The following is a 22,068-nucleotide window of genomic DNA, read 5'->3' as shown; positions in this document are numbered from 1 at the left end:
TCCCAAGAAAATTTCGCTTACCTATCCGCAGTCGCGTTGGACAGCAGCGCCAGGCGGTCCGGCCTTCTTTGCCTACTCCACGAATTACCTGATCGACACTGAGCACGGCGTGATCATGGATGTGGAGGCGACCCCGGCGCACCGTACTGCCGAAGTCGATTCGACCAAGACGATGGTCGAGCGTGTCGAAGCGGAGTTCGACCTCACGCCAGAGCGCCTCATCGGCGATACCGCCTATGGCACTGCCCCGATGCTGGCCTGGATGGTCGAAGAAAAGGACATCGAGCCGCATGTGCCGATGTGGGACAAGACCGAGCGCAAGGACGACAGCCTCTCCAGTAACGACTTCCACTGGAATCCGGAAGCCAATGAATACCTCTGCCCAGCCAGCAAGCCACTGCGCAGTGAATGGCGCGCCTTTACCCAAAAAAGATCGCGGGTGACCAAGGCCAACACCGTCATCTATCGCTCCAGTCAAACTGACTGCGCCACCTGTACGCTGAAAGCGAAGTGCTGCCCCAACACGCCGAATCGGAAGATCGTTCGCAGCATCCATGAGGCTGCCCGGGACGTGGCCCGACGCATCGCCAAGACACCGGAGTACGTCGTCTCGCGCTGCGAGCGAAAGAAGGTGGAGATGCTTTTCGCCCACCTCAAACGGATCATGAAACTCGACCGCTTGCGACTGCGAGGCCTGGCGGGGGCTACTGACGAGTTCACCTTGGCTGCGATGGTGCAGAACCTGCGTCGCATGGCCAAACTTTTGCCTCAAGGGCTACCGCTCACAGGATAGGTACGCCTGCTATGGGCAGAAACCCTCGAATTAACCTTCAAACCTGAGCCAGAACGCTCAGCGAAACACCGAAAGACAACTTGAAGTGGCTTGCAGCTACTTCGACAGCAGGCATACCTGACTGGCTGGCTGCCGCTGAACCTACTTTTTCAACAGAATCGGCCAGAAGCAGACGCTGAGTGAAGCCTAGACAATGCATTGGCGTGGTTATGGCGGGTAGAAGGGGGCGCAACAATGGGAGATGTAACGCAGATTCAAGTCCGGTCACGGTGGACTGCCTGTGACTAGACGGGTTGCTAATGCGAGTGAACCCAGCTATCACTACCCAATTGTCAGACGTAGAACGGAAATGTGCCTTGATCCACACACCGCAAAATCCCTCCCCCAGTGACCGAATAGGTGGTGGTGGCGCTGCGACCAGCGCCGGGATACGTTTCGAACAACAGCTCGGGGCGCTCTTCTCATCATGGATTCTCGCAGGCGACAGGTTAGACGACAGCTTTCGCCTTGGGGCCGCTACTCCTGAATGGGTCCGTTTCGAAACAGAGGCACCCGTCGACGATCTGCTGATCAAGACCAGCGTCGGCGGCTACATCGCCGTTCAGGCTAAGACAACTGCAAATCTTAGTGACGACCCTAGCTCACCGTTGGGGAAGACAATCTCGCAGTTCGTTCGTCATTGGCTCGTCGCTCAGCAAGGTGATGGCACTATGGGGTGGAATCGCCCCCTCGATCCGGTCCGAGACCGATTGGTGCTGGCTGTAAGCCCTCAAGCCTCAGCCCAGATTAAAAACGATTTACCGGCCGCGCTACGCCTCGTTTCACAGCCAGGCGGAGGCGCACTCAACCAGGCACAGCAACGCGCTTATCAAGTGTTCTCAAGCTTGGTCGAGCGGGCTTGGGCGAGCGTCACCAAAAGTCCATTTAACGATGATCTGCTGCTGGAGTTAGCGAAACTTGTAGACATATTCACCTTTGACGGAGACCAAGGGTACGCGTTAGCGAGCGGCTCCCTTATCAAAGTCTTTGGACCAGACGTAGATGCCGCGGCAGCGTTCGCGTCCTTGTCCGATTTAAGCGGCCAGTTGATGAAGGAGCGTGGCGGCGGTGACCTGCCCGTCTGGCGACAACTACTCGCCAGCCGTGGTATCGCGCTCAACGCACCTCCCGAGTATCTCAGTGATATCCAGGCGCTCAAGCGACACTCTAAGCAAATCGCAGAAGCGCTCGCCAGCTATGAAAAGATCGACGTAGGCAACGGCGAATCATTGTCCGTGCGTCGCGACTGCCAAACCGCGATTGAGGCGGCAGTGCGTAGCGGTCCCCTGCTCATTATCGGTGAGCCCGGAGCTGGCAAGAGCGGTGTTCTGAATGCTCTTGCTCAGAAGTTGGACGAGGACGGCTTAGATGTTCTTCAACTTGCCGTTGATCGCTACTCAATTGAAAGCCTCGAAGGCTTATCCCGTGAAGTCGGATTAAAGCATCCGATCCTTGATGTCCTTGAAGCTTGGGACGGACCGGGGAAGGCCTATCTAATTGTGGATGCATTGGACGCAACGCGCGGCGGTCATGGCGAAAACATCTTTCGAACTCTTATCGAGCGAGTTCTTGAGCGGAAGGGGCGCTGGAACGTTGTGGCATCGATTCGTAATTTCGACCTGCGCATGGGTCAACAGCTACGTGCTCTTTTCAGAGGAACACCGCCGCAGACGTCGCTCGCAGATCCATCCTTCTCAAACGTTTCACATATTCAGGTGCCCTCGTGGTCAGAAGCGGAGTTTGAGCAACTCCTCCAACAGTCACCTGCCTTGGCTACGTGTCTTGCAAACTCGCCGCCGCGTCTGCGTGACTTGGCCATGGTGCCGTTCAATACCCGACTTCTGAGCGAATTGATCTCGGGTAACGCGGTAAAGAAACTACACGCAGTCGCTTCCCAAGCCGACTTATTACGCCTTTATTGGGAGCACCGTGTGGAAGGCCACGGTTCACCAGCAACGAGTAGCCTCAGCCGCGTGGTGCAATTCATGGTTAAGGCGCGGGCGCTTCGCGCACCAAAATCTGAGGTGGCATTTGACGCCCCGGCCATGATCGACACCCTCTGTAGAGAGGGTGTACTCGTGGTCGTTGATAATGAACGGTGGGTACAGTTCCGACATCATCTCCTCTTCGACTATGCAGCCGCGCGGCTCTACCTAGACCCAAGCGCTATAAGTAACAGGACTTATCGATTCAGTAAGATTGACGCGCTGGGACTGATGCTATCACCAGCACTTGGATTCGTACTTCGCGAAATTTGGGAGTCTGACCCTGACCACGGGCGTTTTTGGGGGGCACTGGGCAACCTCATCAACGAAAAAGATGCCGACCCAATCATCCGCAGCACTGCTGGCCGATTGGGTGCAGAGTTTCCAACTTCGGCCAATGATTGCCTTCAACTCGGGAATCGAGCCATCGCGGGTAACAAGGGGGCTCTAGAGACCCTGTCACATGTCACAGGTGCTTTGGCTGTGCGGCTGGAAGACGAAAAGGAGGTAGTTCTGGGGCCATGGGTTTGTCTCGCCGATCGATTGGCGACTGCGCCGAGCAACGTCGCAAATACTCTTCGCTTTCTGCTCCACAATCTTATTGGAAGGACCGAAGATGACGCGTTCAAACCAATGCTTGGCCAAGCCGCACGCGCACTATTGACGTACGGGCTTATCCAGCCCGAGCCGGGGTTCATTGTCAGGAGCGCCATTGATTTCGTCATTGCCACCTACGGAAGTGACATCGCTGCGTCTCGAGGCTTGATAGCCCAGTTGTTCGACCGCGATCGACTAGACCGTTTCGGGCATGCCGAGGTACCAACGGTCTGTTACAAGATTGCAGCAATCGGAGAAGTCGACCCAGAGTTCGTCGCTACAGTTGTCTACCGGACGGTATTTGATTACGAAGTGACGGACGATCACCAGACCAGGATCAACCATAGCCAAATCCTCAACCTTACCTCCAATGCCCGGCAGGATTACGGGATGGCACGATGGTCACTGGGCGAGTACCTGCCAAAATTTCTACAACTGCATCCAAGAGCTGCGATTACGGCTGTCGTCAATGCGATCGAAGGATACGTCGCACGTGAGCATGCAATCTCCGACGAAGCCCTAAACATAGAGATTCAGGCTGGAGGAAGATCAATCCATCTGCGAGAAGACCGCAGCTACGTGTGGGCGCATGATCCCGACAGCACTCACGACCGTGATGCAGAGCGCCTAGTGGCCAAGTTGCGCGAGCGCCTCAAAGCCGCAACCGAGCCTGAGGCTGTGGCTTTGATCGACATCCTAATCGATGAGGCTTCTTTAGCGATCTTCTGGTCTCGGATGTTCCTATGTGCTGTCGAGCGCTCCGATGGTCTAGTAGACCTGCTCTGGCCCATAGCAGTGACAGAGCCCTTTCTCGTTCTCCCCGATACTCGAAAGGACGCAATTGATCTCGTTGCGAAAGGCTATGTTCGACGTTCAACGGAAGAACGGCAGGCATTCGAAGAGCGTGTACTTCACTTCGAGTTTTCGCAGTTTACACATCACGACGAAGCTCGCCTGGCCTTCTTAGAGCGCCTTTTCGGTGCGCTCGGCAGGGAAAACTTGATCACTGGCGAAGCTCGCCGAATCTGCGACGCCTCTGCCCAAGGTCAGACCGCAACAAATGACAGGCTATTCACAATCCGTTCCGGCTGGAGCGCTCCGGAGGACTTTTTCTGGATGCAAGGTCTAGACAAAGATGCGCCTGAGAACTCGTCTGTCATAAACGCGATCAAAGCCGCGGAGAGACTGCTTGGGCTTGAATCGAAGTCTGACGATGCCGCAGTGACCTCCCTTAAAGACTCGCTCGCAGCGCTCAAATCCATACAAACCTTACTAGATGACGATGTAGCACACGTCGGTCTTAAGCGGCATGCGGAGGGGATCATTGGTCAAGGCTGCGAAGCCATCGTATCGCGACAGTTGCTGGTATCGAAGGAGGTGCCTCCTACGCCTGAACAAGATGCAGAATTTACAGCACTGTTGGAAATAGCTGCTAGATCCGAAAGTCCTGAGCTTGAGGCTGACACGGAGACCGAGTTCGAAAAGTCTGCTGCTTGGGGGAGCCCCGCTGCGCGGGTTGAAGCAGCGCAAGCTTATTGGGATCTCTTTGCCCAAAGAGCAGATCTCTACCCCCAACTGGGTGCGCAGGCGGAGGATCTGCTTTCGGATTCCCACCCAGCCGTCCGGCTGAGCGCATCGGTCCGTCTTGTCCGAATTTGGGACCTAGATCGTGATCGATTCTGGCATCTTCTGAATGGGCACCTTACGAACGAACCTAACCTAAGTGTCATCGAGCATCTTCTTGGTGGGGTCGTCTCTCGCTTGATACATTCAGATCAGCATCGAAGTCTAGAGTTGTTGTTGATGCTGTCACAGCGGGAGACATCGGGGTCAGATCGAGAACGGCGTCTGCATAAAGCTATCGCAGATAACCTCACAATTCTTTGGGTCACCTATAACTCGACAGGGGCAAAGGCTGTTATCGATCAATGGGTAGGGGAGCCGTGGAAGCACTCCGAAGCAACAAATACAATCTTAGCCACATTGCGCGACGCCATTGTTGCCGGGATCGCTGATACCCCCGACAAGTACGTCAGCATCCGCCAGCGCTCCCAAACGCTTGTCTCTGACATTGTAAATGCTGCAAATACCCACCTCGCCAGGTATGTCATGGCTCCAGATTTGGACGGGACAGCAAGTGAAGAGGTTCGGGAGTGCGCGCGGCTGATCGACACGGCAGGTATGCAGATGTTTTTTGCGACTGACGAGAACCGCAATCGGTCGGCTGACAACGATTCAGATTTCCGCTCAGGTCTGCAGGTGTTCCTACAAGAAAACGCAGATCTCCTAAAGCGGATCGGCGAGTATGCTCAACCGCACACCACATATTATCTGCTTCAGCTCGTCGAGCGCTTAGTCGATGTAGACGCGGGTGCTACCTTCGATTTAGCAATCAGCATTCTTCAATCGAGTACCCGATTAGGCTATCAAAACGATACTTTGGGGGTGGATCTACTTGTCAAACTCGTAGGTGTCTTCCTTGCTGACCACAAGGAAATCTTTGAGGACTCAGCCAGGCGCGCAGAGCTAATTGACTGCCTAGAAATCTTCATGGACGCCGGATGGCCGGCGGCACGGCGCTTGCTTTATCGCCTGCCGGAATTTATCCAGTGAATCGGGCTGCGTTACAAAACCTCTTTAAGCGGGGGCTCAGCGACCTCCTCATTACGTTAGAGTTGGAGCTAGCAAGACCGCAGCGAGACCCTTACGCAGAGCTCGACCCGAATCGCCGTCCCCACGAGCATGATACGCGTCTGCTATTCGTGGATGAGTTGCTTACACACCTTGGGTGGCGACTTGGCGCATTGGGCAATGTCCTTGAAGAGGCACGCCTACAAGCGAACACCACGAGGTTCATGGACTATGTAGGTGTCGCCGACATCAGTGGGACACCACTCTTGCTGATAGAAGCCAAAGCTTGGGACAAACCTGCGATCTCGGCTCGAGGGGACGGTCAACACAATAGTGAGGCCGCACTACTTGTCGCAGCGATCCAACATATACGGGGAGGAAAGGCCGAGGATACTTCGCCGATCATTGGAGAGTGGGACAGCTATCTGCGGCAAGTCAGCGGTTATGTCCAAACACTCAAGGAGCGTTACAGCCACAACTTACCCAGAGCCGTCATCATCAGCGGCGAGTGGATGGTGGTGTTTAAGACGCCAGTTGAAACTTTCCTAGGCGCTGCTCGGCCAGACGATATCGCGACCTTCACACGCTCACAGCTTAAGGAGCGGGCGGAGGAAATCTTCGACCTTCTCCATCGTTCGACGTTGACCATAGACGCACCGGTGCCTTTGCGTCCGGCACAACTGAGGCGATACTTGGAGCTGGGCGAAGTCTCCGGCGCCTTTCAGGGTGTGCATGTCCACTATGAGCGAACCGGCAGTAAGCTGTTCACCCCCAGACCGCGCATCCTGATCTACCCAGCACTATTCGTTACCCGCAAAGATGGTGCTCTATTCACAGTGATCCACAACGAGACCCCGGTCGAACTCGACTATGGAAGGAATAATGATGATGTCGAAACGCTTGCGCCGCACCTGGATGAAGTTCGCGCCCATGGTGCCGCGCTGGTTGCAGCATGCGCTATGGAACTTGGTGGCGAACTGACCCTAGCTGAGCTTTCAGCCTTTCCGGGCTTCCGTAGCGATCGTTTGTCGAAAGCGCCGGTGGATTCACTACCAGAAGCGGACGAATGGCTCGTCGCCACTGGTAGTGCGACGCACTTTCTCCTCGCAGAACCCCGAGTGCAAGAATGCCGATATCATAGCTGGGCCGAATGCGGAGCTGATGCCACGATGCATTCCGCAATCAGTGCTCGTACGGTCGATCCTCCAGCGTTTTTTGTTGATACTCAGCGCCACCACTGTGCACACCAAGTTGTTCAGGATCGTCGCGAAGCGCGGTGCCTCATCCAAGCTATCGACAGCCGGACCTGCTGCCAAGCATGTATATTTCTGGAGCGGTGCTGGACAGAGGAAGAGCGAGCGGCTTTGCCTTGTGGTCGATAGCAATATCTCAGCGCAATAGCTCGAAATTAGCCCTTGTGAATGGCAGCTATTGGCCGCTACCTGCTAGACAAGACTGGTCGCTATGGGATCGGTTGCCGACTGGTATCACAATCATCACCGGCCTCTAATCGTTCGCAGTTGCGGAACATTTGCTGAAAATTGCGGAACACTTCACTTTCCAGCAAACAATAAAAAACCCCGTAGATCGTTGATCTACGGGGCTTTCAAGGGTTGAGGCCGAGGTCGGAATCGAACCGGCGCAGGTGGATTTACAATCCAAGAATATTTTGAGTAATTACAGTTACTTAGCTTATTTTTGTTTCCGCAATTTCAATTTTTTAGCAGACCTACAGCCAAGGCGGGCCAAGGGTCGCAATTCAAGTTGCGGAACGTATTTCCCCATCCTGCCCCTGGTTCGCGATCAGAGCACCAGTCCGATAGGCTCAGGAGTTACACCGCTATTTCAGGTGGGGTAGCCTAGGTTGATATCCGCCAGAAGCGGTCGTTCGCAATTGGCTGCTTCCGGCCAATAGCAGATACTCGGTTGCTAACAGACAAATTTTCTGGCTCCCCAGAGCGTCGTTGGAAAGTGAAAAATAGAGGTCAGTAGGATGGATCTAATCAGCCAACCTAGCCCAGAACTCTTCTGCAGAAAGGCTAATGGGGGCTTTAGGTCGAGTGAGGTGAATCTCTAACGGTATATCCCAGCTTTCGTCGAGAGCTCTGACCAGACGTCCATCAGCCATTTCCTGCTCGGTCAGGCTTTTTGGTAACCACGCTACGCCCTTGCTTTCCAGTGCCATGGACATCAGAACTGCTGCAAGATGGCTGCTGAAGAGCGGCTTGAGGTGAAGGTAGTCTTCCTTGCCGTGGAGTCGGTGAGCGACGATGCGGCCTAGACCCGATTCCTGGGTATATGCCAAATAAGGCAGTGTTTCCGGGGACGTACCCAAAGTGGCAGAGGCACTCGCCAAGGGTATGAGTACATCCTCTCCGACCTTTTTCCCTGTGAACTGATCAGGGGCCAGCAAGGGTGGAACGTCGGGGTGGCGATGACAAAGCAGGAATTGAACCTGCCCGTGTATCAGCATCTGCTCGCAAACAGCCATGCTGTCTGAATGCAGACGTACGGCGTCTATCGGCGCGCCATTTTCTGCACTTCTCAACCACCTTGGGAAGAAGGTAAATGACAAAGAATGAGTGGCTGCAAACTGCAGCGTTTTGGCGGCCATCCCAGCTACTTCCTGTGCCTCAGAGCGCATCCGGTATAAGCGTCTGGCAGCCTCTTGGGCGCTAGGCAAAATCTGTCTTCCAGCCTCGGTCAACGTCGCGCCCTGGGGGGTGCGTATGAACAATTCGACACCCATCCAATTCTCCAGAGCGCGGACTCTGCGACTGAAGGCAGGCTGAGTAACGTGGCGCGCTTCAGCCGCCCGAACAAAGCTACCGTATTCCGCAAGCGCGGAAAAATCCTCAAGCCAAACTAGTTCCAAGGGCAATGCCTCCTGTGCATAGGGCGCGGCATTAATAGCATTGGGCGGGTGTCATCGCAAAGCATAACGTGGGGCCACCAACAACAAGAGGAACCCGTCATGCGTATCGTAGACATCCGCGAAAAAACTGTTTCTATCGCTTCTCCCATTGCCAATGCCTACATCGACTTTTCGAAAATGACCTGCTCGGTCGTTGCTGTCGTCACGGATGTGATTCGCGATGGTAAACCTGTCATTGGCTACGGCTTCAACTCCAACGGTCGCTATGGTCAAGGCGCGTTGATGCGTGATCGCTTCCTGGCGCGAATCATGGAAGCTGATCCGGATACTCTTATCGACCATGAGAACAACAACCTGGATCCGTTCGCCATCTGGAAGACCCTGATGACCAACGAAAAGCCAGGTGGCCACGGCGAACGTTCAGTTGCAGTCGGCACAATTGATATGGCCGTGTGGGATGCCGTTGCCAAGATCGAAGGCAAGCCTCTCTATCGTCTGCTGGCTGATCGGTACCGTAACGGCGTGGCCGATGACAAAGTCTGGGTCTACGCAGCAGGTGGCTACTACTACCCAGGCAAAGACCAGACCAAACTCAAAGCAGAAATGCAGAGCTACCTGGATCGTGGCTACGACGTTGTCAAAATGAAGATCGGTGCAGTGCCACTGGACGAAGATATCCGTCGCATCGAAGCGGTACTCGAAGTGGTTGGGGACGGTCGTCGACTGGCGGTCGATGCCAACGGTCGCTTCGATCTTCAGACTGGTATTGCTTACGCGGAAGCCATCAAGAAGTACAACCTCTTCTGGTACGAAGAAATCGGCGACCCGCTGGACTATGCACTCCAAGCTGAGCTTGCTAATCACTACGAGCTGCCGATGGCTACCGGGGAAAACCTGTTCTCCCATCAAGACGCTCGTAACCTCCTGCGTCACGGTGGCATGCGCCCTGATCGCGACTTTCTGCAGTTCGACTGCGCGCTGTCCTACGGACTCGTTGAGTACATGCGCACCCTGCAAGTGATGGAAGAAATGGGATGGTCTTCCCGTCGCGTGGTTCCGCACGGTGGCCACCAAATGTCCCTCAACATCGCAGCAGGCCTGCACTTGGGCGGCAACGAATCTTACCCCGACGTGTTCCAGCCTTTCGGCGGCTTCGCTGACGGAATCAAGGTGGAAAATGGTTATGTCGGTCTGCCTGATATTCCAGGTGTTGGCTTCGAAGCCAAATCCGCTCTGTACGCAGTCATGCGTGAGCTAGGCGAAGGCTGATCCCCCTCCATCTGTGGCCTCCTTCAGGGAGGCCGCAGAGTCAGGCGTCACCCACTGACGCCAAGCCACATGCCCATCACAAAAATAAAATGAGGTGCTTCCGTGGAAACTTCCAAGTCCCGCTGGTATAGCCAGCTGTATGTGCAGGTGCTGATCGGCATCGTGATCGGTGCAGCAATCGGTTACTTCGTGCCTGATATTGGAGCCAAGCTCCAACCCTTTGCCGATGGTTTCATCAAGCTGATAAAAATGCTGCTGGCACCCATTATCTTCGGTACAGTCGTTGTCGGTATCGCGAAAATGGGCAGTATCAAGGAGGTCGGACGGATTGGCGTAAAAGCGCTGATCTACTTTGAAATTCTATCGACTATCGCCCTGGTCGTAGGCCTTATCGTGGTGAACATCGTCAAGCCTGGCGTCGGGATGAACATTAACGTCAACGCGCTCGATGGAAATGCTATCAGCAAGTACAGCCAGGCCGCGAGTGAACAAGGCGGTACCATTGATTTCTTCCTTAATATCATTCCCCACACGTTCCTCGGCGCATTCTCCAACGGCGTCATGCTGCAGGTCATTCTGCTTTCGGTCTTGATGGGAGTTGCCCTGGTTCAGATGGGCGAAACCAGCAAGCCGCTGATCAACACTATTGATTTGTTCCTGCAAGGCCTGTTCAAGATCGTTGCAATGGTCATGCGCTTGGCGCCGATTGGTGCGGGTGCAGGTATGGCGTTCACTATCGGCAAGTACGGGATTGGTACCTTGCTGTCACTCGGTCAGTTGCTGATCGCACTCTACATCACAACCTTGATTTTCATTGTGGTGGTGCTAGGCACGGTGGCCAGATGGTCAGGCATGCCACTCATGCAGTTTCTCCGTTATTTCAAGGACGAAATTCTCATCACTCTTGGCACCTGCTCAACCGAAGCGGTGCTGCCACGCATGATGGTGAAACTTGAAAAACTTGGCTGCAAGAAATCTGTAGTGGGCATGGTGCTGCCAACGGGATACACCTTCAACGCAGACGGCACCTGCATCTACCTCACCATGGCCGCGATATTCATCGCCCAGGCGACCAACACGCCACTGACCTTCGTTGATCAGATGATCCTGCTAGGCGTATTCCTGCTGACATCCAAAGGGTCGGCTGGTGTCGCGGGTGCGGGGTTTGTCACGCTGGCTGCAACACTCACGACCATCCACTCCATCCCTCTGGTCGGACTCGTTTTGCTTTTGGGCATTGATCGTTTCTTGAACGAAGCGCGGGCCGTGACCAATCTGATCGGCAATGGCATCGGTACCATCGCCATTGCCAAGTGGGACAACTCGTTCGATGTCGAGGCTTGCGAGCGTGAAATCGCCGCAATGAAGCAAGAAAAGGCGGCAAGCAAGGCATCGCTGGCGCATAAATAAACTACAAAGCGATCCGGTCATTCCCATCTAAACGGTTATGACCGGTAGTGTTTTCCATGCCTTTTTCCGCGTGGAGAGACCTGATTGGAAAGATTGATGGAGCCAACATGATAGAGCGATCACATCATGAATTACGCAAGGTGTTTGGTGAGTTACTCCAGGGAGACACCTGCAAATTTGCAGCTTCCGTATTCGATCCGATCTCAGTTCGGATGGCATGCGACCTTGGCTTTGACGTTGCCATTCAAGGCGGCTCCGTTGCGTCGCTTCAGGTGCTCGGCGCACCTGACATCGCATTACTCACGCTGGATGAATATGTCGAGCAGGTTTCCAGGGTCGGACGGGCAAGCCAGATTCCGATCATTGGGGATGCTGACCATGGCTTTGGCAACGCGCTGAATGTGATGCGAACAGTCACAGAGTTACAGAAGGCCGGCGTTGCAGCCCTGACACTGGAAGACACCCATCTACCGGCCAAGTACGACGAGCAGTCGCATGTGCTTATCGAAAGGGAAGAAGCCGCAGCCAAAATCTATGCCGCGCGATTTGCCCGGTCGGATGATGCACTCAGCATCATCGCCCGTACGAATGTGGCTGTGACCACTTTGGACGACTCCATCGCTCGCACTGCGGCTTATCAGAAGGCTGGAGCAGATGCTATTTGCCTGGTCGGTGTTAAGGACCTCCAGCACCTAGAAGCACTTACGGCACATCTCAGAGTGCCGATCATGCTGATCAACTATGGAAATCCTGCTCTGAGCAATGTTGAAAAATTGAGTGCTGCCAATGTGCGGATCGTGGTCAATGGGCATGCCCCCTATTTGTCCGCAATCAAAGCAACCTACGAGGCGCTACGCGAACAAAGCGGCACGGAGGGGAGCGAGCTATCCCTTCCTGAGCTGCTTTCTAAATACACACTCTCGGACAGTTATCGTGAGTGGGCAAAAACCTTTTTGAAGTCAGAGCACGATTCAAATTGATATTGGAACAGGTGGAATACGCCGTCATGAAAAAGACAATCCTGGCCTTCAGCCGGGTCTCCCCCAGCCTGCTTGAACCTTACAAAGACGACTACGACGTCATCATCATTAGCCCTGAGCTTGGTGATATGGACGCCCAGTTCGAGGCCGCTATTTCGAACGCTCACGGGCTGATTGGTGGAAGTCGTCGTCTGGGTGAAGCTGAGCTGGCTGCGGCTGTAAATCTTGAGATCGTCTCAAGCATATCGGTTGGCTACGACAACTATGACCTCGACTACCTCAACCGCCGAGGGATCATGTTGACCAATACGCCAGATGTGTTGAACGAAACCACTGCTGACCTGGCTTTGGCCCTGATCCTCGCCACAGCAAGACGCATTCCTGAGCTTGATTCCTGGACTAAAGAGGGAAACTGGACACAAACCATCGATGCATCCCAATTTGGGTGCGACGTTCATGGAAAGACGTTGGGCATTATCGGTCTGGGAAAAATCGGAGAAGCCATCGCACGCAGAGGCCGCTTTGGTTTTGGCATGACCATTTTGTATAGCGGCAACAGTCGTAAACCAAAGCTTGAACAGGAACTTGGTGCGAGGTTTGTACCGCAGGAAGAGCTTTTAAGCGCGTCTGACTTTGTTTGTCCGGTCGTGCCATTGACGGACGCCACGAAGAATCTTATCGGACGCAAAGAACTCGCCTTGATGGGCCCGGAGAGTATTTTGATCAATATCTCGCGTGGGCCTGTGGTGAATGAGGGCGCACTCATCAAGGCTCTGCAAGAAAAGAGGATCCGGGCGGCTGGTTTGGACGTTTATGTGAAGGAGCCGCTGACGAACTCCGAGCTTTTTAATCTGAAAAACGTCGTCACCGTACCTCATATTGGCTCTGCGACGTTTGATACGCGCAACGCAATGGCCAAGCGAGCCCTGGAAAATTTGCTTGCGGGTCTGGAAGGTCGCCAGCCGAGGGATCTTGTGCACTTCAAAAAGTAAGAAGAAGTAGGGCGGATTGAGCGCAAAGTCGCCGGCAATATGGCTGCTCTCCGGGTGGCGTACATGGTAAGGGGGCGGAAAGCGTTTTCTGACGCAAGCAAGCTTTGCGCAACATCTGCTTCTGGTAAACGCGGTCTGTCCCCAATTAGCTCTGACCCTTTTTTCCTGCTGGGTATTAGACCTTGTTTTTCAGGCTTTCAGGGCTCCCAAAACATAGGCCATCCATCACCAGGTTCATCAATCTGGACAAGCGAGATCGCCATTCGCTCTGAGTATCCATTTGCCAGATGCCGGCGATGGCTAGAAAAAAGTCATCGTTAGTGATCCCGGTACGAATCGTCCCCGCCTTTTCGTTCGCTCTTAAAAGCAACTCGGCTGCATCTTGAACTGGAGCGTAGCCCGACTTGCCAGGGAAGTCGTAAACGGAGGCCGCTTGTTGGATTGCCGTAGCGAGTCCTGCCTTTGTCATTGCATATTCGGCAAGGCTATCCATCCACTCTCGGAGGGCTTCCTTAGGGGGTCTTGTTGCGAGCAGCTCTTGTGCCAACAAGGCAATCTGCTGCATTTCGAACTGATAGACCTCGAATACAAGCTTCTCTCTGGTAGGAAAGTGGCGATAGAAAGTTCCCTGTCCTACTCCAGCCTTTTTCGCAATCGTACTCAGCGGAACTGCAGGATCGCTGGTCAGTTCAACCACTGCGACCTCCAGAATCCGCTCCCGATTTTTCTTGGCGTCAGAACGCATCACCAACTCTTCAGGCATGAATAATTTTCCCTCATTGCATTGCTAAGCGACAACTGTCCGGTACGGTTTGCAAGTGGACACTTGTCCGCTTAAGTATCGTTTCGGGAGTTTACTATGAACAGCACTGGCAACACGATTCTGGTTACTGGCGGCACCTCAGGCATAGGCCTCGGGCTGGCGCTACGGCTTCATAAAGCGGGCAACAAGGTCATCATCGCGGGACGTCGCAAGGCTCTGCTCGACGAGATCGTGTCGGAACACCCTGGCATTGAATCAGTATTGCTGGACGTCTCCGATGCCCATTCCATCCAGCGCACCAGCGAAGCGCTTGCGATCAGCCATCCGAGTCTGAACGTTCTTATCAATAACGCAGGGATCATGCATTGGGAGGATCTGACTGATCCGGAATACTTGAGTACAGCCGAAGATACCGTGACAACGAACCTGCTGGGCACGATCCGCATGGTGTACGCGTTTACTCCCCAGCTGATCAAGCAGCCTAGCGCGACAGTTATCAATGTCAGTTCGTCTTTGGCATTTGTCCCCCTGCCAGCCACGCCCACCTACAGCGCAACCAAAGCGGCAGTTCACTCGTTCACTCAAAGTCTTCGAGTGCAACTGGAGGCCTCGCCAGTCGAGGTTATCGAACTTGCGCCACCGGGTGTGCGTACCACTCTGCTCGGCCAGGAAAACGACGAGCATGCCATGCCGTTGGAGGAGTTTTTGGATGAAATCTTCGAACTGCTCAAGATTTCTCCCACTCCACCTGAACTCGTCGTTGAGCGGGCTAAGCCCCTGCGGTTTGCTGAGGCAAGCGGGTCACATGATGACGTGTTGAAAATGCTTGCGGGATACAAACCACCGGCAGAATGAGTCATTGCTCTGAAGCGCGCCCTGTGTCCAGGTGAGCAGATTGCATCTGCTTACCTGCAGGCCGAATCGCTCAATCGGTGTGTTCACAATTCCGCTGCCTGATCCAGGGCATTTCATCTGAAAAAAGATTGGGAGCTTCAGAAGCTGTTGACACCTGTAGGAGCCGAGCATAATTTATGTAGCACACTACATAATAGCAGGCGATATATATGAGTTCGACGCAACGAAGCGTGGCCACAGAACTTTCCTTCGCTCTTAACGCTGCCGCGAACCGGATGGTTCGATTGCACAAGCCGTTCCTCGAACCACTGGGCCTAACTTTTTCGCAGTACCTGGTCACGCTTGAGCTCTTGAACGGGTCGCCTCGATCTGTGAGCGACTTGTGTGAACGTCTCGACATGGAGACCGGCACGCTTACACCGTTACTCAAAAGGCTGGAAGCTGCCGGGGTGATTACACGCACACGTGATGCCGTCGATGAACGCCGAGTGCTTATAGACCTCACGGCGTCTGCCCGCGGCATGGAGGATGAACTTCGTAGCATCACTGACAAGATCAGAACGGCGTGCCAGCTCACGCCCGAAGACCTTCAGGAGCTTCATCGCACGCTTGAAGGTTTAGCGCGACCGGCTATCAGTTAATACCTGCCTCAGAAGCAGCTGACAAAGGCATAGCTTTTAAGGTGATGCCACAAACAAATGAAACACAGGCTCTCAGAGCCGCGATGCATTTGTAGAACAGATCGTGTAGGCAGAGGCTCTGTCTGTTAGCACTCGCTGAGGCTTATATTGTGAACATCCAGCTCCCAAGATGAGGAATCTCTATGAACGTCGGAATTATCGGTAGCGGATTTATCGGGGGAACGCTTGCAAGACTGCTAAGCACTGCTGGCCATACAGTAAGAGTTTCAAATTCACGCGGGCCGCATACAATTGATCCTGATGTGCTCTCCACGGGTGCAATTGCAGTCACGAAAGAAGAGGCTTTGGTGGGTGCTGACGTCGTAATTCTCTCGATACCTTTTGTACGAATTCCAGATCTTAAAGCGCTTCTCGAAGGCCTTCCTGAAGACAGCGTGATCATCGACACATCCAACTATATACCTGCGCGGGACGATCGATTGGATGCAATCGAGAATGGTCAGCCTGACAGTGTATGGGCATCCGAACAAATTGGCCGTCCCCTCGCAAAAGCCTGGAATACAATTTACTCCGCCTCGCTAAATGAAGCTGGCAGGCCAGCTGGCGATCCGGAGCGCATTGCCATCCCTATTGCGGCTGATCGTGATCATGACCGCGTTGTGACAATGGCACTCGTCGAGGATTCCGGATTCGACGCCTGCTATGCTGGTTCGTTGGCCGAATCCTGGAAGCAACAGTGCGGCACGCCCTGCTATTGCACTGAGGTGACGCTTGAGTCCCTGCCCCAGGCACTGGCTGACGCGGATCTGGCGCGCGCTCGAAAGCGTCAAGATCTTTTCTTCGCGGTGTATGAGGAACGGTTTGGCACAATCGGAACAAATCCAAGCCGCGACTACATTGTTCAGCTTTCGAAGTTGATATATGGATGAATCAGTCGTCACAACAGCACTTCGACGAAGGTTTATCACAGCACAGAAACATATTTAGCGCGAAATGTTAATAGCCTGAAGCGACTTAGTTGGTTTTCAATACATCACCATCGCTTTCACAATAACTGCCTTGGCGACTGAATACCAAGGCGAGCCAGCAGCAATTAAGAATGCGATTACTTTGACATTGCTTATACGCGAGGATTTATTTAAATGAAAATTGGAATTATTGGCGCAGGTAACATTGGAGCAACCCTTGCCCGTAAGCTCTCGGCGTGCGGCCACGAAGTTAAACTGGCAAACTCGAAAGGCCCGCAGAGCATTAAGAACCTAGCCAATCAAATCAGCGTAAATGCGGTTACTAAAGAAGAGGCGGTGTCTGAGGTAGACGTCGTTATCCTCTCAATTCCCTTCGCAAACTACCCTGATCTCAAACAGACCTTGAGTAATGTTTCGGAGAAAACCGTCATCATTGACACTTCAAATTATTATCCGGGGCGCGACGGGGCAATCAAAGAAGTTGACGACGGCAAGCCTGAAAGCATTTGGGTAAGCGAACAGATTGGTCATCCAGTTGTTAAGGCATGGAATGCCATCCTGGCTGCGACCCTTGCTGACAAAGGTCAGCCAGCCGGTTCTCCAACTCGCATAGCCATACCCGTAGCTGGGGGGGATACCAGAGCTGAGACAATCGCGCAGGATCTTGTTGAGGATACGGGCTTTATAGCACTTGCAGCTGGCGACCTTGAAGACTCGTGGCACCAGCAACCAGGCACACCTGCTTACTGCACTGAACTGACCTTGCCAGAACTCAGATTGGCACTGAAAGCGGCAGACAGGACACGGGCGCCTCATAATCGCGATGCGCTGCTGGCCAAGTTTATGGCTCCCGGAAGTCAGTTTACGCACGAGCAAATAGTTGCCACCAATCGTGTCATGACAGCCTGAGTGGGTTTCTTCCAATGTCATATCCCCCACACGTCAAAATCCCCACGGTACACTAACGCTTAGGTTTTTTGACACTTCGGACAGATAAGTTGAACTTTTGTTTGCTACCTGACCGATTGATTTGGTTGGGAGCGGAATAAGTTGAACGTCCGCTTCTGGCCGGTAGCTGCGCTTCGCGACAGACAGCAATCGGCCAGAAGCGGTCATCCATAGAACGCCTCGCAAAACGAGCTGAATGCTAGGAAAGAGTCGTGGCAAATAATCATGATCGCCCTCTCGGAATGCTCCGCGGGGCGGACGATGCAGTTGGAGCTTAACTTTTACTGAGCATGCCTCAGAAAAAAAGCTCAGCCGAGAGTTTCTAGTGCGTAGAGTTGTCGAAAAGGCGCATTATATTCCGGAGTATTTAATTGAGAGTTTGAGTTGGAAGAATGGCGACGAGTAAAGATGAAACAGCAGAGTATTACTGGGCTAGAGTTTTCACCAAAGAAAATATTTTTGAGTACGGGCAGGCAGCTCTAGATCTATGCTGCTGCTTGAGAGTACTTTTCAAGGAAGGTTACGACTCAGTTGTAATTCCAAGTCGCGGCGCAATGCCGATATTTAGGGCTGCAAAGCATGCCTGGTTTAGTGAGGCAAATTATCTTGCCGATGGGGAGAGTCGCCTTGATTCAAGGATGGAAATCCTAGGCTCTCCAATCCATGCAGTGACGATACTACCATTCTCGGCAGACCCAGCCGAGGAGAAACAAACCTCAAAGGCTATCAGGCGTTTCTGGGTTAAGGTTTTGGGGGCGCTTGTTAGGCGGGATGGACAAGATCCGCATTTGACGTTTTATCAGAAATTAGTTAAGAATCTTCAGGGGAAAGAGCTTTCTCAAGTTCTTCCGCGCGATCTCCCGTCTGATAAATTTATCTTTATTGATACTGTTGTTTCCGGGCGGGCAATCGACGAAATCCTTGAGGCGTTCGAACTTGAGGGATTAGATAAATTTCACCTAATTCTTCTGATTGATCGTAAAGGAGACTCTATTCAGGGTGTATACAAGCGGCGAATTGAGGCTCTCGTGGCTGAGGGGCGCTGCACGTTGTTTCACTTGAATAGCCTTTGGACAGAGGATAGAGGCCCGTCTGTTAGTGGAGTGTGGAGCACCGTGTATCCACAGATTCTTACTGAACTTCAAGGGCGGTTTAGTTGGTCTGAAGATTGCTATGGTGCTGGTTCTTTCTACCATAAAGTATCCAGCGCCCAGCTAGATGTCCAGAGTGGACTCGGCAATCCAGATTACAACATGCCTATGACTAGGCTTCATGCCTCGATATCAGTAATGCTTCATTTGGTGGTAACTACTTTGCAACAGCTTGAAACGATGGCCGACGCAAGCCCTGAGCAAAAGAGTACTCTCCTTAAAAAGATGGAGCTGAGCCTTGACCTCCATTTGGCGATGCTCAAAGAAGATCTCGATGAACTTATTTTACTTTCGCCATTAGAGCAAGAGACAACATTAAAGCTTGCCGAGCCAAGAGTTCACAAGAGATTTCCAAAAGCCAGAGTTACCGTTTCTAGTTCTCATTTAGTTCGCGTTGAGTTGCCCCGTGGCGAAATTGAAGATTTATTTACGGATTATGAGCGCGCCATGCGCAACCATGACCGCAACGCGCTAGGGGATGAATGCTTCCGTCAGGAAAACAGCTGGTCAGTTGCAGTTGAGCAGTTACTTCGGGCTAGAGCAGCAGCCATTTCACAAGGCGAGGTTTAAGAAACACCCGCTGCGGAGAGGCGTTAAATCTGCCTAGTTCTCACTCCGGTAGCTCCTGCGCACGTACGGGCTAGATAACCAATAACCTGGTGGTCTTGAACCGCAACGTTGAACAGCGCGGCCCCTGGATAGGCGGAAAGGTATGGGTTGCCCCAGGAACCCGTCGCACTGATGATCGCTCGAGCCTCCCATTTACGGTCATTCGAACGAACGAGCATTCCACGATGTGTTCGCTCAACGGCGATGACATGTACGGGCCGAACGATGGGGAAATCGTAGCGCCCTTCGTGCTGCGTCAGGTAGCTGACAACGTGGTCCTTGCCGGGGTTGCCATCAGTTACCGCAGGCATTGACTAGCCGGCAACCGAGCTCCATGCGGAAGGAGAGAAGAGCGTCAGCGAGTCCCAGCTATGGCGCCAGGCGCCGCCGGGAGCACTTTCTGCGTCTAGCAGAACGAATGACACCTTCTCTCGCCTGAGAAAATAGGCAACCGTCAAAGCGGATTGCCCGCCGCCAATAACACCCCGAAGTTAATCTCGAAATTTCTGGGAAGTAAAAATCAAAAACTGGGTATTTTTCCTCAATTCGCACATTTACTTCCCTTCTGTGATCCTCTCGAAATTACGGCATTTTGCGCCTGCGGTTCGACCTTCAACTCCATCGGATCGAACCAGTTGGAGTGCTCGTGGGATACACGCGATAGGAAGACAGTGGGCGAGGTTGGGCCACGGAAATTGCATGCCGAGTAAAATTTGAAAACATCACCGGAATGCGTCAAGGAGAATACAGTGAAGCGCTCAGACAACTACGGTGCCTATAAACGCCTAAGCAAAATCGGCCAATATCTTCCGCAGCCACTTAGGTAGCTTGCAGGTCATGAGTTTGCTAAATTCCTCAGCGCTAAGCGAGCTAAGGATCTTGTCGGCCGCTTGCTCAGTCACCCCTTCTTGTCCAAGATACAACAGAGCAGTCAAGGCTAAGCCTACTTGGTTACCAGCTTGCTGGAGCCGTTGCCAAGACGAATGACGCAACCGCACCACCGCGTTACCTATCTTGATTTCACGTGTCGATCCGTTGGTGTAGTAAGTAGGTAGAACCTGCATCTGAGTGCTAATTCCCAGCCTGCGAACAGCTTCTACGCCATGGACTTGGATAGTCTCGCCTCTGGTCCTTGCGACTGCCTCCATGACTGTTATCGGGTTAGCTCGAACCTTTTTGCCAGTGTACTTACTCAGCTTAGGGCGCATGTAGATTCCGCGAGCAACACGCTCTAGGACTCCGCTCTGCACCATCCGAGACAGCGCTTTATCAACCGAGGTGCGAGATCCCATCTCTGCGAACACTGCATTAGTAAAAGGCTTACCCTTCTGCATGTGTTTGATACGCTTAGAGATACACTCAGCGACAGACATGAATGACTCCTAACCCTGCGTTAGATTCATCTCTGATTCTTTCAATTATACCCCGGCCAATTTCAGCGAAAGCTGCAAAATACGAGCTTGCGTGCTTAAGGCTTTTTATTTTTTGGCGCTCTATATCTGCCTCTGCCTTCAGAGAGCTTCTTGCGCCAAAATATATTTCAAAAATGATAGATCTTAAATGATCAGGAAGTGCTGTTAACATTTTCTCTGGGGCAAGGTTTGAGTATACGGATGTTCGAATAACGCCAAGATGTTTGTTAATGGTTGTGTATAACCCATGACCAATAAGTGCTAGTCCTGACTTTGTTGTAATTGTGTCGCCCCGGGTTGACAATGTCGAGATCGCATCAGCAACTTGGCTTTTCGTAAAATTAGCGTTCTTAGAAGTATTCATATAGCGCCCCTCTCTTGCCAGAGTTTACATTTTTTACGCCCGGCCGGTTACGCTCTGATCCCATTGATCGCCCTCCGCATGCGTCATGCGATCACTCCATTCACCGTACACCCCGCAAATACATCATTCAGGACAGACAACCATGCGATTAGTATAAAATCGAGCTAGGCTAGCTTGACTCGTCACCGCCGAAGTGAATCACATGGTCCCTCGTATTGCACCTAGAGCTGTCTCGAAGGCACTAGTTCGTAAACCTACGGAGTATCTTACTCACGTCAAAATCGAGGAGCTTAGCGAGCTCAATATTTTTTTGCTCGCGAAGGAAGGTTTTGCATTGAAAGACGCCCAAGCCATGGTCTCGCTTTCTGAGCTTTATTTGTCGTTGAGGGTCATCGAGCGGATCGTTGGTAAGCCAAGCCGACTGAAGCAAGGAAAAAACGATGAATCGATGAACGGTCGACTTAGCGCTCTCCAGAGCGCAATAGCCTTTCAATACGCAAGGGTTCTCGAGCACGCAACGACTGTTTTTGGCACCCTGCGGCTTGCCGAGGAATGGCTTGCCAAACCCTGTAGATATTTGGCTGGCAATATCCCTCTTGATCTGGTGGGTAACCCATTTGGGTTTCAAGCTGTCGAAGATTACCTCGAACGACTCGAACTGGGGGTCTATCAATAACGTAGCGGTTTGATCTAGATGCCTGACCGGTGACGAAGGGGGCGCAAGCTATAGAACGCCCTCCTTCTCCCTCTTCTTGGCCTGCTCCCGCCATTGGCAGATATAATATC

At 52.9% G+C, this 22,068-nt stretch carries 17 protein-coding genes and 1 pseudogene; 13 read left to right on the top strand and 5 right to left on the bottom strand.

Translation table 11 applies throughout. The annotated features are described in order from the left end of the window. The 3 genes from M1B34_RS29100 to M1B34_RS29090 all read left to right on the top strand — a co-directional run. The coding region (locus tag M1B34_RS29100; RefSeq protein WP_268266939.1) for a transposase at positions 1–793 on the top strand (793 nt) is incomplete at its 5' end. A 356-nt stretch (positions 794–1,149) separates the two neighbouring features. Continuing rightward, the gene (locus M1B34_RS29095; RefSeq protein ID WP_268266938.1) at positions 1,150–6,027 is read left to right on the top strand and encodes an NACHT domain-containing protein; all 4,878 of its coding nucleotides are present in this window, start codon (positions 1,150–1,152) and stop codon (positions 6,025–6,027) included. A gap of 242 nt (positions 6,028–6,269) precedes the next feature. Next, positions 6,270–7,427, top strand: coding sequence for a hypothetical protein (locus M1B34_RS29090; RefSeq protein WP_268266937.1), 1,158 nt, complete (start codon positions 6,270–6,272; stop codon positions 7,425–7,427). 617 nt (positions 7,428–8,044) lie between these two features. Here the strand turns inward: M1B34_RS29090 and M1B34_RS29085 are convergent. Further along, positions 8,045–8,920, bottom strand: coding sequence for a LysR family transcriptional regulator (locus tag M1B34_RS29085; protein ID WP_268266936.1), 876 nt, complete (start codon positions 8,918–8,920; stop codon positions 8,045–8,047). 99 nt (positions 8,921–9,019) lie between these two features. On the opposite strand from M1B34_RS29085, the gene M1B34_RS29080 reads away from it, so the two are divergent. From M1B34_RS29080 to M1B34_RS29065, 4 genes are all read left to right on the top strand, one after another. Beyond that, positions 9,020–10,189 carry a mandelate racemase/muconate lactonizing enzyme family protein gene (locus tag M1B34_RS29080; RefSeq protein ID WP_268266935.1) on the top strand — a complete coding sequence of 390 codons (1,170 nt, stop codon included), beginning with the start codon at positions 9,020–9,022 and terminating at the stop codon, positions 10,187–10,189. A 102-nt stretch (positions 10,190–10,291) separates the two neighbouring features. Then, positions 10,292–11,599 (top strand): C4-dicarboxylate transporter DctA, encoded by a 1,308-nt coding sequence (gene dctA, locus M1B34_RS29075; RefSeq protein ID WP_011334186.1) that lies wholly within the window; start codon positions 10,292–10,294, stop codon positions 11,597–11,599. Between the two features lie 107 nt (positions 11,600–11,706). Continuing rightward, positions 11,707–12,579, top strand: coding sequence for an isocitrate lyase/PEP mutase family protein (locus tag M1B34_RS29070; protein ID WP_268266943.1), 873 nt, complete (start codon positions 11,707–11,709; stop codon positions 12,577–12,579). Positions 12,580–12,605: 26 nt separating this feature from the next. Beyond that, a complete protein-coding gene (locus tag M1B34_RS29065) occupies positions 12,606–13,571 on the top strand; it encodes a 2-hydroxyacid dehydrogenase (RefSeq protein WP_268266934.1) in 966 nt (321 codons plus the stop codon). Between the two features lie 175 nt (positions 13,572–13,746). Here M1B34_RS29065 and M1B34_RS29060 read toward each other — a convergent pair whose 3' ends face one another. Next, the gene (locus tag M1B34_RS29060) at positions 13,747–14,334 is read right to left on the bottom strand and encodes a TetR/AcrR family transcriptional regulator (protein ID WP_268266933.1); all 588 of its coding nucleotides are present in this window, start codon (positions 14,332–14,334) and stop codon (positions 13,747–13,749) included. A 96-nt stretch (positions 14,335–14,430) separates the two neighbouring features. On the opposite strand from M1B34_RS29060, the gene M1B34_RS29055 reads away from it, so the two are divergent. The 5 genes from M1B34_RS29055 (at position 14,431) to M1B34_RS29035 (ending at position 19,467) form a co-directional block, all read left to right on the top strand. Then, entirely contained in the window at positions 14,431–15,189 is a 759-nt protein-coding gene (locus tag M1B34_RS29055) for an SDR family oxidoreductase (RefSeq protein WP_268266932.1), read from the top strand. A gap of 209 nt (positions 15,190–15,398) precedes the next feature. Then, positions 15,399–15,830, top strand: coding sequence for a MarR family winged helix-turn-helix transcriptional regulator (locus tag M1B34_RS29050; protein WP_011334181.1), 432 nt, complete (start codon positions 15,399–15,401; stop codon positions 15,828–15,830). Positions 15,831–16,012: 182 nt separating this feature from the next. After that, the gene (locus M1B34_RS29045; protein ID WP_268266931.1) at positions 16,013–16,759 is read left to right on the top strand and encodes an NADPH-dependent F420 reductase; all 747 of its coding nucleotides are present in this window, start codon (positions 16,013–16,015) and stop codon (positions 16,757–16,759) included. Positions 16,760–16,972: 213 nt separating this feature from the next. Beyond that, positions 16,973–17,707, top strand: coding sequence for an NADPH-dependent F420 reductase (locus M1B34_RS29040; RefSeq protein ID WP_268266930.1), 735 nt, complete (start codon positions 16,973–16,975; stop codon positions 17,705–17,707). A 431-nt stretch (positions 17,708–18,138) separates the two neighbouring features. After that, the gene (locus M1B34_RS29035) at positions 18,139–19,467 is read left to right on the top strand and encodes a hypothetical protein (RefSeq protein ID WP_268266929.1); all 1,329 of its coding nucleotides are present in this window, start codon (positions 18,139–18,141) and stop codon (positions 19,465–19,467) included. Between the two features lie 110 nt (positions 19,468–19,577). Here the strand turns inward: M1B34_RS29035 and M1B34_RS29030 are convergent. The 3 genes and pseudogenes from M1B34_RS29030 to M1B34_RS29020 form a co-directional block, all read right to left on the bottom strand. Continuing rightward, positions 19,578–19,985: pseudogene (locus M1B34_RS29030) on the bottom strand (NAD(P)-binding domain-containing protein); the annotation flags it as partial. A gap of 306 nt (positions 19,986–20,291) precedes the next feature. Next, a complete protein-coding gene (locus tag M1B34_RS29025) occupies positions 20,292–20,879 on the bottom strand; it encodes a DUF6088 family protein (RefSeq protein WP_268266928.1) in 588 nt (195 codons plus the stop codon). Further along, complete coding sequence (locus M1B34_RS29020) at positions 20,866–21,282, bottom strand: DNA-binding protein (RefSeq protein WP_268266927.1); 417 nt, start codon at positions 21,280–21,282, stop codon at positions 20,866–20,868. Before M1B34_RS29020 ends, M1B34_RS29025 begins: the two co-directional genes overlap by 14 nt. Before the next feature lie 202 nt (positions 21,283–21,484). On the opposite strand from M1B34_RS29020, the gene M1B34_RS29015 reads away from it, so the two are divergent. Then, positions 21,485–21,958, top strand: a complete 474-nt coding sequence (locus tag M1B34_RS29015; RefSeq protein ID WP_268266926.1) for an antitoxin Xre/MbcA/ParS toxin-binding domain-containing protein — start codon at positions 21,485–21,487, stop codon at positions 21,956–21,958. Positions 21,959–22,068: the final 110 nt, after the last annotated feature.

Origin of the sequence: Pseudomonas morbosilactucae (assembly GCF_023241715.1) — a bacterium.
Taxonomy (GTDB): domain Bacteria; phylum Pseudomonadota; class Gammaproteobacteria; order Pseudomonadales; family Pseudomonadaceae; genus Aquipseudomonas; species Aquipseudomonas morbosilactucae.
This window is presented reverse-complemented; position numbering and strand designations above follow the sequence as displayed.

Bases quoted from the DNA above. Each gene is read 5' to 3' on its own strand.
- M1B34_RS29090 (WP_268266937.1), top strand. From the start codon at position 6,270: ATGGACTATGTAGGTGTCGCCGACATCAGTGGGACACCACTCTTGCTG.
- M1B34_RS29080 (WP_268266935.1), top strand. From the start codon at position 9,020: ATGCGTATCGTAGACATCCGCGAAAAAACTGTTTCTATCGCTTCTCCC.
- M1B34_RS29070 (WP_268266943.1), top strand. From the start codon at position 11,707: ATGATAGAGCGATCACATCATGAATTACGCAAGGTGTTTGGTGAGTTA.
- M1B34_RS29065 (WP_268266934.1), top strand. From the start codon at position 12,606: ATGAAAAAGACAATCCTGGCCTTCAGCCGGGTCTCCCCCAGCCTGCTT.
- M1B34_RS29060 (WP_268266933.1), bottom strand. From the start codon at position 14,334: ATGCCTGAAGAGTTGGTGATGCGTTCTGACGCCAAGAAAAATCGGGAG.
- M1B34_RS29055 (WP_268266932.1), top strand. From the start codon at position 14,431: ATGAACAGCACTGGCAACACGATTCTGGTTACTGGCGGCACCTCAGGC.
- M1B34_RS29050 (WP_011334181.1), top strand. From the start codon at position 15,399: ATGAGTTCGACGCAACGAAGCGTGGCCACAGAACTTTCCTTCGCTCTT.
- M1B34_RS29045 (WP_268266931.1), top strand. From the start codon at position 16,013: ATGAACGTCGGAATTATCGGTAGCGGATTTATCGGGGGAACGCTTGCA.
- M1B34_RS29040 (WP_268266930.1), top strand. From the start codon at position 16,973: ATGAAAATTGGAATTATTGGCGCAGGTAACATTGGAGCAACCCTTGCC.
- M1B34_RS29035 (WP_268266929.1), top strand. From the start codon at position 18,139: ATGGCGACGAGTAAAGATGAAACAGCAGAGTATTACTGGGCTAGAGTT.
- M1B34_RS29025 (WP_268266928.1), bottom strand. From the start codon at position 20,879: ATGTCTGTCGCTGAGTGTATCTCTAAGCGTATCAAACACATGCAGAAG.
- M1B34_RS29020 (WP_268266927.1), bottom strand. From the start codon at position 21,282: ATGAATACTTCTAAGAACGCTAATTTTACGAAAAGCCAAGTTGCTGAT.
- M1B34_RS29015 (WP_268266926.1), top strand. From the start codon at position 21,485: ATGGTCCCTCGTATTGCACCTAGAGCTGTCTCGAAGGCACTAGTTCGT.